Origin of the sequence: Stutzerimonas balearica DSM 6083, from assembly GCF_000818015.1 — a bacterium.
Lineage (GTDB): Bacteria > Pseudomonadota > Gammaproteobacteria > Pseudomonadales > Pseudomonadaceae > Stutzerimonas > Stutzerimonas balearica.
In genome coordinates, this window is sequence record NZ_CP007511.1 from 1,447,278 (window position 1) to 1,460,006 (window position 12,729).

The following is a 12,729-nucleotide window of genomic DNA, read 5'->3' on the forward strand; positions in this document are numbered from 1 at the left end:
TGCTCTGGGTTGGAACACTCGAGGAGAAGCACGATGGACGTCCGTTCGATTTTGCTGGGTGCGCTGATGCTGGGCGCGGCGGTAGGGGCCTCGGCGCAGGATGCCGCAACCGATGATTCCGCTTGGCAGAAGCACTGGCAGCAGATGCAGGAATATCGCCAGGCGTGGCGCCAGGCCAAGACGCCTGAAGAGCGCATGAAGTTGCGCGAACAGCACTGGCGGAGCATGCAGTCCGGCGCGGGAATGATGGGCGGCTGCCCGCTGGGTGGCCCCGGCGCCGGAGGCATGGGGATGCAGGGCGGCGCGGGCATGGGCCCGGGTGCGTTCGGCGGCGCACCGACCAAGGAAGTGCTCGACATGCGCATTCAGCGCATGGAACAGCTGCTCGAGCAGATGCGCAGTCATCGGCAGATGCTCGACAAGCAGTAGCGTGACGCAAGGTCACCGCACACTGACCATGGCAGGGTCACGCTTGGCCGTGCCATGGCCAGTCGCTAGACTTGCCTCTTTGCAATAGCGGTGACTAAGCATGGCGGCAAAGGTCGAACCTTTCTGGAAGCGCAAGACGCTGGCCCAGCTCGACAAAGAAGAGTGGGAATCGCTTTGCGATGGCTGTGGCTTGTGTTGCTTGCAGAAGCTGGAGGATGAGGAAGACGGCAGCGTCTACTACACCCGCATCGCCTGTCGCCTGCTCGACCTTCAGAGCTGCCGCTGTACCGATTATTCCAATCGACGTGCCAGCGTTCCGGACTGCATCGAACTCAGCGTGCGCGATGCGGCTGAGTTCAAATGGCTGCCGCCCACCTGCGCCTATCGGCTGGTAGGTGAAGGAAAGGATCTCCCTCTTTGGCATTACTTGGTCTGCGGCGACCGCGAGCAGGTGCATGCCGAGCGCATCTCCCAGGCCGGTCGCATGCTCGCCGAGGGCAGCGTGCCTGAGCAGGAGTGGGAGGCGCATCTGATTTTCCGCGCAGGGTGAATCCGTATCCCTCGCTAGCGTCATAGCTGAATCCACTCCCAGGAGTCATACCCGAATGCGCGCCCGTCTGCTGACGCTGTTTTCACTGCTGCTGTGTGTCGTCTCCGCCCAGGCGGCCCAGCGTGTCGATCTCGACTATCAGGTACGGCTTATGCCGCAGGACGACCAGGCGGAAGTCCGGTTGACTCTGGAACGGGGCGAAGTGATACGCAGCCTCGATCTGAACCTCGGTGATGAAGGGCGTTACAGCGATTTCGAGGCGGATGGGGAGTGGATTCAGGAGCAGGCCGGCCGCGGTGTCTGGAAGCCAGCGAACGGCAAGGCGCAGCTCAGGTATCGCGTTCGCCTCAGTCATCAGCGCGAGAATGGCCGTTTCGATGCGCGCATGACCGATAGCTGGGCGCTGTTTCGTGGCGATGATCTGGTGCCGTCGGCGCACCTGGACGAAGTCGATGGCACCGAGCTGGTGGCGCGCCTGCAGTTCGAACTCCCCGAAGGGTGGAAAAGCGTCGAAACCGGCTGGAAGCGCATCGGCAAGAACCGCTTCCGCATCGATAACCCCGAACGCATTTTTGATCGTCCGACCGGCTGGATTCTCGCAGGCAAGCTGGGCACACGTCGCGCCCGGCTAGGCGAGACCGATGTCACTGTGGCAGCGCCGGTAGGGGAGGGCGTGCGACGCATGGACATCCTGACGATGCTGACCTTCGTCTGGCCGGAGTTGCAGAATGTCTTCCCGCGCGACCCCGCCAAGCTGCTCATCGTCGGCGCAGGCGATCCGATGTGGCGCGGCGGTCTGTCCGGGCCCAACTCGCTCTACATGCATGCCGATCGACCACTGGTAAGCGAGAACGGCACCAGCTCGCTGGTGCATGAGTTGGTGCACGTCTTCAGTCGCATCAGTGATGCCGATCGCAGCGACTGGATCAGCGAAGGGCTCGCCGAGTACTACGCGATCGAGTTGGTGCGGCGCGCTGGTGGGCTCAGTGAGGATCGCTATCGGATCGTGCGCGAACATCTGGCCAAATGGAGCCGAGGCGTCAGCAGTCTGCGCACCGAGCACTCGACCGGGCCGGTCACGGCGCGTGCCGTGCTGATGCTGCAGGATCTGGATCGCGAGATTCGTCAGCGCAGCAAAGGGCGGCATTCGCTTGACGACGTGAGCCGCGGGCTGATGCGGTTGGACAAGGTCACCACGAACGACTTCATCGACATTACCGAAACCATGCTCGGCGGCGCGGCGAAGACACTCGACATGGACTTGCTGCGCTGACAGCCCGATGCGGGGAGGGGCAGGGTAGTGGTTGCCGGCCTCGCTCCGCACAAACGGTGCGTTCTGTCCCTGTCAGGCCTTGTCGAATCGCTTGATTCTCTTGCGCCGATCCCCTATACCCGGCGCGCAGGCCCGATATAATGGGGCCCTTTGCCGACTACCTGCTCGGGGTAGTTGTGAATCGCTCGGCGGTGCCGCCACCTCGTGGCGTTTTGCAGCCGTTCGGCCGCCGTCTTCTGGAAGAAATTATGAAAAGCGCAGAAATCCGTGAAGCCTTCCTCCGCTTCTTCGAAGAGAAGGGCCATACCCGCGTCGCCTCCAGCTCGCTGATTCCGGCGAACGATCCGACCCTGCTGTTCACCAATGCCGGCATGAACCAGTTCAAGGACTGCTTCCTCGGCCTGGAGAAGCGCGCCTACACCCGCGCGACCACCAGCCAGAAGTGCGTGCGTGCCGGTGGCAAGCACAACGACCTGGAGAACGTCGGTTATACCGCGCGCCATCACACCTTCTTCGAGATGCTCGGCAACTTCAGCTTTGGCGACTACTTCAAGCGCGACGCGATTCACTATGCCTGGGAATTTCTCACCAGTGACAAGTGGCTGAAGCTGCCCAAGGAAAAGCTGTGGGTCACCGTCTATGCCACCGATGACGAGGCCTACGACATCTGGACCAAGGAAGTCGGCGTGCCGGCCGAGCGCATGGTGCGGATCGGTGACAACAAGGGCGCCCCATATGCGTCGGACAACTTCTGGGCGATGGGCGACACCGGCCCCTGTGGTCCCTGCACCGAGATTTTCTTCGACCACGGCGAGCACATCTGGGGCGGCCCGCCCGGCTCGCCTGAAGAAGACGGCGACCGTTACATCGAGATCTGGAACAACGTGTTCATGCAGTTCAATCGCACTGCAGATGGTGTGCTGCATCCATTGCCGGCACCGAGCGTCGATACCGGCATGGGGCTCGAGCGCATTAGCGCAGTACTCCAGCACGTCAACTCGAACTACGAGATCGACCTGTTCCAGAGCCTGCTGAACGCCGCGGCTGATGCAATCGGCTGCCGCAACGAGGGGCAGGCGTCATTGAAGGTGGTTGCCGATCACATTCGCTCCTGCGGTTTTCTGATTGCCGATGGAGTGACTCCGTCGAACGAGGGGCGTGGCTATGTGCTGCGGCGGATCATTCGTCGAGCGTGTCGCCACGGCAACAAGCTCGGCGCCAAGGGCGCCTTCTTCCACAAGATCGTGGCTGCACTGGTTGCGGAAATGGGCGACGCATTTGCCGAGTTGCGCCAGCAGCAGGCGCATATCGAGCGGGTGCTGCGCAATGAAGAAGAGCAGTTCGCCAAGACGCTCGAACAGGGGCTGCGAATCCTCGAGCAGGATCTCGCTTCGCTCGAGGGTAGCGTCATTCCGGGGGCTGTGGTGTTCAAGCTGTACGATACCTACGGCTTCCCTGTCGACCTGACCAATGACATCGCTCGCGAGCGCAACCTTACATTGGACGAAGCCGGCTTCGAACGTGAGATGGAGGCCCAGCGCGAGCGGGCTCGTTCTGCCAGCGCCTTTGGCATGGATTACAACAGCCTGGTCAAGATCGAAGGTGAAACCGAGTTCCGCGGCTATCAAACGACGCGTGATGCCGGCAAGGTCGTCGCGTTGTTCAAGGAAGGCATGTCGGTACAGAAACTGACGGCGGGCGAGGAGGGCGTCGTGGTGCTGGATCGCACCCCGTTCTACGCCGAGTCCGGTGGCCAGGTCGGCGATTGCGGCTACCTTGCTGCCGAGGGGGTGCGCTTCGATGTTCGTGACACCACCAAGGCGGGCGCGGCGTTTCTGCATCATGGCGTTCTCGACAGTGGTTCGCTGGAAGTCGGCGCGCAGATCGAGGCGGTGGTGGATGACTCCGTACGCCAGTCGACGGCGCTGAACCACTCGGCGACCCACCTGCTGCATGCCGCGCTGCGCAAGTTGCTGGGCGAACATGTGAGCCAGAAGGGTTCGCTTGTCGACAGCCAGCGCCTGCGTTTCGACTTCAGTCACTTCGAAGCCATTCGCCCCGAGCAGATCAAGGCGCTGGAGGACCTGGTCAACGCTGAGATTCGCCGCAATACCGCCGTCGAGATCGAGGAAACGGACATCGATACCGCCAAGTCCAAAGGCGCGATGGCGCTCTTTGGCGAGAAGTACGGCGATACTGTCCGCGTTCTTTCCATGGGCGGCGGGTTCTCCGTCGAGCTTTGCGGCGGTACGCACGTTGCGCGTACCGGCGATATCGGCCTGTTCAAGATCATCAGCGAAGGCGGTGTTGCCGCGGGCGTGCGTCGCATCGAGGCGGTGACCGGGGCAGCGGCGCTGGCCTACCTGAACCAGGCTGAGGAGCAGCTTCGGGAGGCCGCCGGCCTGGTCAAGGGCAGTCGCGATAACCTGCTCGACAAGCTCGCCGGTGTATTGGAGCGCAATCGCCAGCTGGAAAAGGAGCTCGAGCAGCTCAAAGCGAAGGCTGCCAGCGCCGCGGGTGATGATCTGGCTGGCTCGGCGATCGATGTCGGGGGCGTCCGGGTGCTTGCAGCACGGCTGGACGGGCTCGATGGCAAGGCGTTGCTGGCCCTGGTCGATCAGCTGAAGAACAAGCTCGGTAGTGCGGTGATCCTATTGGGCGGTGCGCAGGAAGATAAAGTCGTGCTGGTGGCGGGCGTCACCCAGGATCTGACCACGCGCTTCAAGGCTGGCGAGCTGATGAAGCAGGCTGCGGCGGCAGTGGGCGGCAAGGGCGGTGGGCGTCCTGACATGGCTCAGGGCGGCGGCACCGATGTCGGCGCCCTCGACGACGCGCTGGCACTGGCGGCGAAGTTCGTCGAGCAGGGACTCTGAAAGAGGTGTTGCTGTATCCGCCGAGCGTCCATTCGCTCGGCGGGGGATGAATGACAGGTTCAATGAACGCCCGTTTGGGCATAGGCGGCATGAAATGGCTTTGATCGTACAGAAGTTTGGCGGTACTTCCGTCGGCACCGTCGAGCGTATCGAGCAGGTGGCAGAGAAGGTCAAAAAGTTTCGCGATGCCGGTGACGACATCGTGGTAGTGGTTTCGGCCATGAGCGGCGAGACGAACCGCCTGATCGATCTGGCCAAGCAGATCAGTGAGCAGCCGGTGCCGCGTGAGTTGGACGTCATGGTGTCCACCGGGGAGCAGGTCACCATCGCCTTGCTGGCCATGGCGCTGATCAAGCGCGGCGTACCGGCCGTGTCCTATACCGGTAATCAGGTGCGCATCCTGACCGACAGTGCCTTCACCAAGGCGCGCATTCTGCAGATCGATTCGCAGCGCATTCAGCGCGACCTCAAGGCTGGACGGGTCGTCGTGGTAGCAGGCTTCCAGGGTGTCGATGAGAAAGGCAACATTACGACCCTCGGCCGTGGCGGTTCGGACACGACCGGAGTGGCGTTGGCCGCGGCACTGAAGGCTGACGAGTGCCAGATCTACACTGACGTGGACGGCGTTTACACCACGGACCCGAGGGTTGTCGCCAAAGCGCAGCGGTTGGACAAGATCACCTTCGAAGAAATGCTGGAAATGGCTAGCCTGGGCTCGAAGGTCCTGCAGATCCGGGCAGTCGAGTTCGCTGGCAAGTACAGCGTACCGCTGCGGGTGCTGCACAGCTTTCAGGAGGGTCCGGGGACCCTCATTACCCTTGATGAAGAGGAATCCATGGAACAGCCCATCATTTCCGGCATCGCTTTCAATCGCGACGAAGCCAAGCTCACCATCCGTGGGGTGCCGGATACTCCCGGTGTGGCGTTCAAGATCCTCGGTCCGATCAGCGCCGCAAACGTCGAAGTCGACATGATCGTGCAGAACGTGGCGCACGATAACACCACAGACTTCACCTTCACCGTGCACCGTAACGACTATAACAACGCCTTGAAAATCCTGAACGCCATCGCTCAACAGATGGGGGCGCGCGAAGTCATTGGTGATACTGACATCGCAAAAGTGTCTATCGTGGGCGTCGGCATGCGCTCGCATGCCGGTGTGGCGAGTCGTATGTTCGAGGCGCTGGCCAAGGAGAACATCAACATCCAGATGATCTCGACGTCAGAGATCAAGGTGTCGGTGGTGATCGAAGAGAAGTATCTGGAGCTGGCTGTGCGCGCCTTGCATACCGCTTTCGAACTGGACGCGCCTGCTGGTTCGGCAGAATAGTCGTCAGAAGGCCCGTTTTAGCGCGCCTTCTGTCGTGTTGGCCTGCCGTCGAGGAACTTTAGCGTCCCGCGTGCTGGTCAATAGCTGGTGTAAGGCTTTTGGCTATATGTCTGACGGACAATATCCGTTTTTATTCTTTGCAGACTGCTTACTGACTGAATCCGTTTAAGGAGAAAGGAATGCTGATTCTGACTCGCCGGGTCGGAGAGACCCTGATGGTGGGTGACGACGTTACCGTCACCGTGTTGGGCGTAAAGGGGAACCAGGTACGTATCGGCGTGAACGCACCCAAGGAGGTTGCGGTGCATCGCGAGGAGATTTACCAGCGGATCCAGAAAGAAAAGGACCAGGAACCAAGCCACTAATTTTTATGTAATTTTTGGCTTTGCAAACGGGGTAAAGATCGGTATTATGCGCCCCGTGTTGCGGAGAGGTGGCCGAGTGGCCGAAGGCGCTCCCCTGCTAAGGGAGTACACCTCAAAAGGGTGTCGGGGGTTCGAATCCCCCCTTCTCCGCCATATTGCATGATCGGGTGGTTTGTCAGAGTGCTTTGTTGCTCTTGACGCTAAGGTTTACCACCCTATAATGCGCACCCTTAGCGCACTCATAGCTCAGCTGGATAGAGTACTCGGCTACGAACCGAGCGGTCGGAGGTTCGAATCCTCCTGAGTGCGCCATATCATGAAGCCTCGTTCTGCGGGGTTTATGAAGCCAGGGCGGTCTGGTTTAAAAAACGCACACGCACTCATAGCTCAGCTGGATAGAGTACTCGGCTACGAACCGAGCGGTCGGAGGTTCGAATCCTCCTGAGTGCGCCATTTGAAAAGGGCCTGCAGAAATGCAGGCCCTTTTTTATTGGCTAGCGCTTGGTGGTTACGCAGCCTTCGTTGTCGAGGGTGACGGTCCGGCTTCGTCCGCGCTCGCTCTCATAGCGCCACTGGGTCCTGCCGTTAGTTGTTGCCACTCTGTCAGGCGTGCCTAGGGCGCTCTGCACGTCCTCTTGGGTCATTCCAGGCACTATCCGTTTCTCGATGATGGCCCTTCGGCGATCTCTGCTGGTCAGCTGGCTTCCGCATTTGTCGTGATGAGTGCCGACGACTACGAGCTCTCTGGCTTCGCCTTGACTGGCGCGTGGCTTGCTTGAGGGCGCCCTGCGCCTCGGATTGCTGTGGTCGGTGCTGACGTTGCTGATCTTTTGCGGTTTGCCGATCATTTCTTCGGGACAGCCCTGCTGGCGAAAGCTGACATGGTTGGCGCTGTCGACGCAGCGGTAAACAGTGGTGGCATGTGCGCTGGTGCCTGCGCAGGCGAGCAGGCACCAGGCCAAAACGGTATGTCTTGGCATTCTCGTCCTCCTTGACGTTTGACTGGCATATCGAGCCTAGCGCTTCTTGCGTCGTGCGAGGGAGGGTGTCTTCGCCGCTCGTGATGACGTCGACACTGCAGGAGGCGGATTTGTGTTGCGCAACTACTTGTATTGTCACTGAAAGCTCGCATTGCTGAGCCGCTGCGGTGTTATCATTGCGCGGTCCGCCCCGTTGGGCTTGTAGAAACAAATCCCCCTCATGGACTTACCCAGTAGTCGTTCCAAATTCCTGCCTGCCCGCTTGATTGTCTGATTCTCCCGGCGTGCCCCAGAGCTGGGGGTGGAGTGCGCCATGACCGAAGTAGAAGCCAAGAAGCCACAAGAAACACTGCAGGATCGCCTGGCGCAGGTGCTCGAACTGCTGCATCGCCATGATCTTGCTGAGGCGCTCGCCCAGCAGCATGGCGGCGAATCACTGACGGATCCTGCTCAGATCGATGATCTCGCGCAGTTGCAGTTGAGGCTCGACGAGCTGCACCCTGCAGACGTTGCCCACATTCTCGAAGCGCTTCCGCTCGATGAGCGCCTCGCTGTCTGGCAGCTGGTCAAGACCGAGCGAGACGGCGATATCCTGCTTGAAGTGTCGGACGCGGTCCGTGAAACGCTGATCGCCGACATGGATGATCAGGAGCTTCTTGCGGCGGCCAAGGAGATGGACGCCGACGAGTTGGCTGATCTCGCGCCGGAGTTGCCTCGCGACGTCGTTCACGAGTTGATGGAAAGCCTGGACGCCCAGCAGCGCGAGCGCGTCCGCTCCGCGTTGTCCTACGATGAGGACCAGGTCGGCGCGTTGATGGACTTCGAGATGGTCACCATCCGGGAAGATGTCAGTCTGGAAGTGGTATTGCGCTATCTGCGTCGTCTCAAGGAGCTGCCAGGGCATACCGACAAGCTGTTTGTGGTCGATTACGACGGTGTGCTCAAAGGTGTTCTGCCGATAAAGCGGTTGCTGGTCAATGATCCCGAAAAACAAGTCGCCGAGGTGATGGCCACCGATCCGGTGACCTTTCATCCCGATGAAGATGCTTACGAGGCTGCGCAGGCTTTCGAGCGATACGATCTTGTTTCAACGCCCGTTGTCGATAAGGGGGGCAAGCTGATCGGGCGCCTGACCATCGATGAAATGGTCGACCTCATTCGCGAAGAGAGCGAGAGTGAAGTTCTCAACATGGCGGGCCTTCGCGAAGAGGAGGATATCTTCGCCTCGGTATGGAAGTCAGTGCGTAACCGTTGGGCCTGGCTCGCTGTCAATCTGGTCACTGCGTTTCTGGCTTCCCGTGTAATTGGGTTGTTTGATGGCTCGATCGAAAAGCTGGTCGCCCTGGCTGCGCTTATGCCGATCGTCGCGGGAATTGGCGGCAACTCCGGAAATCAAACCATCACCATGATCGTGAGAGCCATGGCGCTGGATCAGGTCGGTACAGGCAATACCCTGCGGCTGTTGCGCAAGGAGGCCGGCGTGGGGTTGGTCAACGGCCTGTTGTGGGGTGGGGTGATAGGTTTCGTCGCGTATTGGCTGTACGGTAACTGGGCGCTGGGCGTGGTGATGACTGCGGCAATGACGTTGAATTTGCTGCTGGCTGCGCTTATGGGGGTGCTGATTCCTATGACGTTGGCGCGACTTGGGCGAGACCCTGCGATGGGTGCGAGCGTCATGATCACTGCGATGACCGACAGCGGTGGTTTTTTCATCTTCCTGGGGTTGGCGACACTGTTCCTGCTATAGGTAGGTGTTTGGTCGCTAGCACAAAAAAGCCGGCGAACAACGCCGGCTTTTTTTATGTCTCGCGGCAGCGAGCCTGTCAGGCTTCGTCCTTGGCCAGCTCGGTATCTTGCGCAATCAGTGCGATCAAGGCGTTCTGCTGGCGGTGGGTGAGCTGGCGGAACCGCTGAAGCAGTTCGCGCTCGTGAAGACTCAGCTCAGGGCTATCGAGTCGCATGTTCAGATCATCATCCAGCGCGCCCTCCTGCAGAAGGCTCTGCTCGAGTCGTGCAATGATCTCTGAGTTCATGCTTCGGTGGTGGTTGCGTGATACCTCGGCGATACGCTCGCGCATGCCGTCAGGTAACCGAACCACAAATTTGTCAGCCGTGCGGCTGGAATAAACTGCCTGTTTCATTGGGCGCATAGTAAAACCGGTTAGTCAGGTTGCGTGGTAGCGAATTGCCGTGGAAGTCATCGGTCTGACAACCGCCCACCCGCGCTGTTCCGCTTGTCCTGAAAAAACTATAGATGGTCGGCTTGCTGACGCCAATTGTACGTCTTCAGCTTGATTAGTAAAGGCGTTTTGCTATCAGAAAGCCAATGTGTGACCGGCTGCCCATGCGCATGGTGCTGTTGCACTGCGTGCTAGCGCAGGATGGGATCGAACTTCACTCGACGCCCGATCAGCAGGCCGGCGAACGTCGAGAGACTGAATATCGCCATGCCGTACTGGCTGACAGCGCGAGCTGCTTCGCTTGGCGCCCAGAGTGCGGTCAATCCGCATATGGCCAACAGGACAAGGCTATAAGCCGCTAGCTTGGACATTCTCATTTTCCTCCAAGGATCGTCAGAACACCCAGCGCTGGGCTCTGGTGGGGGCGATGATGTGATCGCCGCTGAGATTGAATAGCTTGGCCGTGGGATGCCGATTCGGTTGGGGGGAGATCGAGCGTGCGTAGGTGGCGGCTGGGCTGGCGTTGGCAGCGTGCTTTTCGGCGGAGGGCAGCTGCAGGGCAAATGCCGCGGCAATCGAGACAGCTGTGGTGCTGATCAAATAAAGGGGCTTCGGCATCTCTGCGTTTCCTTCGCGATCGAAAGTTCAATGCGAAATGCATAGCAGGTGTTGTGCCAAGCAGTTTTATACGAAAAAAATGTTGTAAATCAATAAGTTATGCTTTCAGCTCTAGCGCCTGCGATTTGCACTTTGCAAGCTCTGCCTGATGGCTTCGTGCAAAATGCAAGGGGATAAATGACAGCCGGCGCGGGGCATGACAAACATGCCGGGGGTCGTTAACATGCGCCCCCGAGTCCCAGTAGCTCAATTGGATAGAGCATCCCCCTCCTAAGGGGAAGGTTGTGAGTTCGAACCTCGCCTGGGACGCCACTTGTTTCTCAAGTGCGCTTGAACGGGTTCGTCGGGGGAGGCTTGCCGCTCCCCTGGAGCGGCAGGCGGGTTCAAGCGAACGGCGCGTCGCTTTGTCGTCTGGCTTCGCGTTGCAGCTGATAGACGAAGCGTTCTATCTGGCGCTGAAGCAATCCGCTCATCTGATAAAAACGCATTCCGCAGAAAGTAGCGTCGCGGCGCTCATCATAGCTGACGTGCCGCAGTTCGACGGCGCACTTGGCTGGACCTGAGGGAAGCTCTGCGCAAAAGTCCGGGTAGACCTGCCCAGTCTGAAGACCGGTTTCGACGTTGCCTTTGAAGCTCATCTTGCAGCCTGTGGCTGAAAGATCGAGCAGTCGCCCGGTGAGTGTCCTGCTCAGCGGTGCGCCACCGAGCGTCGCGGTGATAGGTATCGAATCCAGCCGAGCACGGTACGCATTGCGGCGCTGATGATAGGTCAGCTCGTCGGGTAGTGGCGTCCAATAGCAGCGAGCCCCATCGTAGTCGGCTGGATGTACCGTTTGATGGTTTTTCCAAGAGAGGCGGGCCCCCTCATAGAAGGCTTCGGCTTCGAACGGCTCGCTGGCCATCATCAGGCGATCACCATCACTGGGAATGAGTTCGTCGAAAGCGAGCCAGCCCCTGTCACGGTGAAGATCGATTAAATAGCTCTGGTAGCGCTGATTGCGCTCCAGAAAGCGGATGCTGACAGGAACGTTGTTGTCCAGCAGCTGCTTGAGATTGGCCTGTATTTCGAGTGGGGCGGTCAGAACCTTCGGGGGTTGCGGACCGGCTTCGTCAAAGAACGGATTCGACACGTCCGCTGTTCTCCAGCACTAGGCAATGCTGCGTTACGGGCCTGGGCCCGAGCATCCTTAGAGTTGTAATGGTCACGCCTGGCTCAGCGGCCGGTGCTGGCTGCTTTTGGCGGTGGCGCCACGACGATTGTACAGGTCGGGCGTTTCGTTGCTGCCTTGCAGAATGGCGAGCAAGCTGCCGACGGCACCCTGATTGGCGCGAATCAGTCGCCCGTTGCGTTCGTTGGCGGCTTGGCAGTCTTGCAGCAGCGCCTCAAGCTCGGACGAGCGGGCCAGAATGGCGTCACCCTGCGAGGAGATCGAAGCAAACGCTTCCAGCCCGCTACGGTCGTTGCTCAACTGGCGCTCAGTGAGCATCCTGCTGCGCTCGACGCCATGCTGGCCGAGCAGCGCTAACAGAGGCTGCTTTTTCGTCAGAATAATTTCCAGCTCGGCCAGGTTTCGCTCGGCGAGTGCCGCGAGTTCGTGCTCGATCAGTTCGAGCAGTTGCTTGGCGGTATTGATGTCATCGACAAGTTGTTGCAGCAGATTTTCGTCGTGCATTTCGAACCTGGCTGGATCTACCTCGGGATTACTGCTGCGATTCGAAGGCGGTCAGCTTGGCGGCTAGGCGCTTCGGATCGATCTCATAAGTGCCATCGGAAATCGCTTGGCGAATGCGCTCGACACGCGCCTGGTCGACGACCGGCTGCTGACTGAGCTGCTCGGTGGCCTGCTGCAGCCGCTGCGCTTCCGGGCTCAGCTGTACCGGCTCGCCAGCTGCAGCGCCGGTCTCCTGGCTGCTCACCGCGTTGTCGGAAGGTTGCGTCGCAGTCGGGCGCTCACTGCCTTGAATCTGATTGCTACGGCTGGCGCCGGGACCGGCGGGGCCATTGGGTCTATTGAAGTCGATAACCATGATGCAAACCTCGAGAATCAGTACGCTTGCCTGGCTTTCGGCGTGGTGTGCTGAAACTTTAGTATTTTTTCTGGCGCCGCGGAGAAAAGCGTCGAGCCTGTGA

The 12,729-nt window shown here is 59.8% G+C and carries 14 protein-coding genes and 4 tRNA genes; 11 read left to right on the plus strand and 7 right to left on the minus strand.

Translation table 11 applies throughout. The features are described 5' to 3' along the window. The first annotated feature begins 33 nt into the window (after window positions 1–33). The 9 genes from CL52_RS06615 (at window position 34) to CL52_RS06655 (ending at window position 7,273) form a co-directional block, all read left to right on the plus strand. Complete coding sequence (locus CL52_RS06615; RefSeq protein ID WP_041106282.1) at window positions 34–429, plus strand: hypothetical protein; 396 nt, start codon at window positions 34–36, stop codon at window positions 427–429. 100 nt (window positions 430–529) lie between these two features. Continuing rightward, entirely contained in the window at window positions 530–979 is a 450-nt protein-coding gene (locus CL52_RS06620; RefSeq protein ID WP_041106280.1) for a YcgN family cysteine cluster protein, read from the plus strand. Window positions 980–1,034: 55 nt separating this feature from the next. Next, a complete protein-coding gene (locus tag CL52_RS06625) occupies window positions 1,035–2,252 on the plus strand; it encodes a hypothetical protein (protein WP_043219225.1) in 1,218 nt (405 codons plus the stop codon). Between the two features lie 248 nt (window positions 2,253–2,500). Beyond that, window positions 2,501–5,125: an alanine--tRNA ligase gene (gene alaS / locus CL52_RS06630; protein WP_043219227.1), complete on the plus strand. Its 2,625-nt coding sequence runs from the start codon at window positions 2,501–2,503 to the stop codon at window positions 5,123–5,125. A gap of 94 nt (window positions 5,126–5,219) precedes the next feature. Then, entirely contained in the window at window positions 5,220–6,455 is a 1,236-nt protein-coding gene (locus tag CL52_RS06635; protein ID WP_043219228.1) for an aspartate kinase, read from the plus strand. 179 nt (window positions 6,456–6,634) lie between these two features. Then, the gene (gene csrA / locus CL52_RS06640; protein WP_003283978.1) at window positions 6,635–6,820 is read left to right on the plus strand and encodes a carbon storage regulator CsrA; all 186 of its coding nucleotides are present in this window, start codon (window positions 6,635–6,637) and stop codon (window positions 6,818–6,820) included. Between the two features lie 62 nt (window positions 6,821–6,882). Next, window positions 6,883–6,973, plus strand: a tRNA-Ser gene (locus CL52_RS06645). Between the two features lie 82 nt (window positions 6,974–7,055). Next, a tRNA-Arg gene (locus CL52_RS06650) sits at window positions 7,056–7,132 on the plus strand. 64 nt (window positions 7,133–7,196) lie between these two features. Beyond that, window positions 7,197–7,273: transfer RNA gene (locus CL52_RS06655), tRNA-Arg, on the plus strand. Between the two features lie 41 nt (window positions 7,274–7,314). Here the strand turns inward: CL52_RS06655 and bamE are convergent. After that, window positions 7,315–7,800 (minus strand): outer membrane protein assembly factor BamE domain-containing protein, encoded by a 486-nt coding sequence (gene bamE / locus CL52_RS06660; protein ID WP_052264521.1) that lies wholly within the window; start codon window positions 7,798–7,800, stop codon window positions 7,315–7,317. Between the two features lie 313 nt (window positions 7,801–8,113). On the opposite strand from bamE, the gene mgtE reads away from it, so the two are divergent. Beyond that, window positions 8,114–9,547, plus strand: coding sequence for a magnesium transporter (gene mgtE, locus CL52_RS06665; protein WP_043219231.1), 1,434 nt, complete (start codon window positions 8,114–8,116; stop codon window positions 9,545–9,547). Between the two features lie 76 nt (window positions 9,548–9,623). Here mgtE and CL52_RS06670 read toward each other — a convergent pair whose 3' ends face one another. From CL52_RS06670 to CL52_RS06680, 3 genes are all read right to left on the minus strand, one after another. After that, window positions 9,624–9,950 (minus strand): Arc family DNA-binding protein, encoded by a 327-nt coding sequence (locus CL52_RS06670; RefSeq protein WP_041106270.1) that lies wholly within the window; start codon window positions 9,948–9,950, stop codon window positions 9,624–9,626. Between the two features lie 221 nt (window positions 9,951–10,171). Continuing rightward, window positions 10,172–10,351 (minus strand): PA3371 family protein, encoded by a 180-nt coding sequence (locus tag CL52_RS06675; RefSeq protein ID WP_041106268.1) that lies wholly within the window; start codon window positions 10,349–10,351, stop codon window positions 10,172–10,174. 22 nt (window positions 10,352–10,373) lie between these two features. Continuing rightward, window positions 10,374–10,598: a hypothetical protein gene (locus CL52_RS06680; protein ID WP_043219232.1), complete on the minus strand. Its 225-nt coding sequence runs from the start codon at window positions 10,596–10,598 to the stop codon at window positions 10,374–10,376. 235 nt (window positions 10,599–10,833) lie between these two features. Between CL52_RS06680 and CL52_RS06685 the strand changes: the two genes are divergently transcribed. Further along, window positions 10,834–10,910 (plus strand) — tRNA-Arg (locus CL52_RS06685). Window positions 10,911–10,981: 71 nt separating this feature from the next. Here the strand turns inward: CL52_RS06685 and CL52_RS06690 are convergent. The 3 genes from CL52_RS06690 to flgM all read right to left on the minus strand — a co-directional run bounded on the left by CL52_RS06690 (window position 10,982) and on the right by flgM (window position 12,626). Further along, window positions 10,982–11,728: a flagellar brake protein gene (locus CL52_RS06690; protein WP_043219233.1), complete on the minus strand. Its 747-nt coding sequence runs from the start codon at window positions 11,726–11,728 to the stop codon at window positions 10,982–10,984. A 72-nt stretch (window positions 11,729–11,800) separates the two neighbouring features. Next, complete coding sequence (locus CL52_RS06695; RefSeq protein WP_043219236.1) at window positions 11,801–12,271, minus strand: flagella synthesis protein FlgN; 471 nt, start codon at window positions 12,269–12,271, stop codon at window positions 11,801–11,803. 28 nt (window positions 12,272–12,299) lie between these two features. Next, window positions 12,300–12,626, minus strand: a complete 327-nt coding sequence (gene flgM, locus CL52_RS06700; RefSeq protein WP_041106262.1) for a flagellar biosynthesis anti-sigma factor FlgM — start codon at window positions 12,624–12,626, stop codon at window positions 12,300–12,302. Between the last annotated feature and the right edge of the window lie 103 nt (window positions 12,627–12,729).

Bases quoted from the DNA above. Each gene is read 5' to 3' on its own strand.
- CL52_RS06615 (WP_041106282.1), top strand. From the start codon at position 34: ATGGACGTCCGTTCGATTTTGCTGGGTGCGCTGATGCTGGGCGCGGCG.
- CL52_RS06620 (WP_041106280.1), top strand. From the start codon at position 530: ATGGCGGCAAAGGTCGAACCTTTCTGGAAGCGCAAGACGCTGGCCCAG.
- CL52_RS06625 (WP_043219225.1), top strand. From the start codon at position 1,035: ATGCGCGCCCGTCTGCTGACGCTGTTTTCACTGCTGCTGTGTGTCGTC.
- alaS (WP_043219227.1), top strand. From the start codon at position 2,501: ATGAAAAGCGCAGAAATCCGTGAAGCCTTCCTCCGCTTCTTCGAAGAG.
- CL52_RS06635 (WP_043219228.1), top strand. From the start codon at position 5,220: ATGGCTTTGATCGTACAGAAGTTTGGCGGTACTTCCGTCGGCACCGTC.
- csrA (WP_003283978.1), top strand. From the start codon at position 6,635: ATGCTGATTCTGACTCGCCGGGTCGGAGAGACCCTGATGGTGGGTGAC.
- bamE (WP_052264521.1), bottom strand. From the start codon at position 7,800: ATGCCAAGACATACCGTTTTGGCCTGGTGCCTGCTCGCCTGCGCAGGC.
- mgtE (WP_043219231.1), top strand. From the start codon at position 8,114: ATGACCGAAGTAGAAGCCAAGAAGCCACAAGAAACACTGCAGGATCGC.
- CL52_RS06670 (WP_041106270.1), bottom strand. From the start codon at position 9,950: ATGCGCCCAATGAAACAGGCAGTTTATTCCAGCCGCACGGCTGACAAA.
- CL52_RS06675 (WP_041106268.1), bottom strand. From the start codon at position 10,351: ATGTCCAAGCTAGCGGCTTATAGCCTTGTCCTGTTGGCCATATGCGGA.
- CL52_RS06680 (WP_043219232.1), bottom strand. From the start codon at position 10,598: ATGCCGAAGCCCCTTTATTTGATCAGCACCACAGCTGTCTCGATTGCC.
- CL52_RS06695 (WP_043219236.1), bottom strand. From the start codon at position 12,271: ATGCACGACGAAAATCTGCTGCAACAACTTGTCGATGACATCAATACC.
- flgM (WP_041106262.1), bottom strand. From the start codon at position 12,626: ATGGTTATCGACTTCAATAGACCCAATGGCCCCGCCGGTCCCGGCGCC.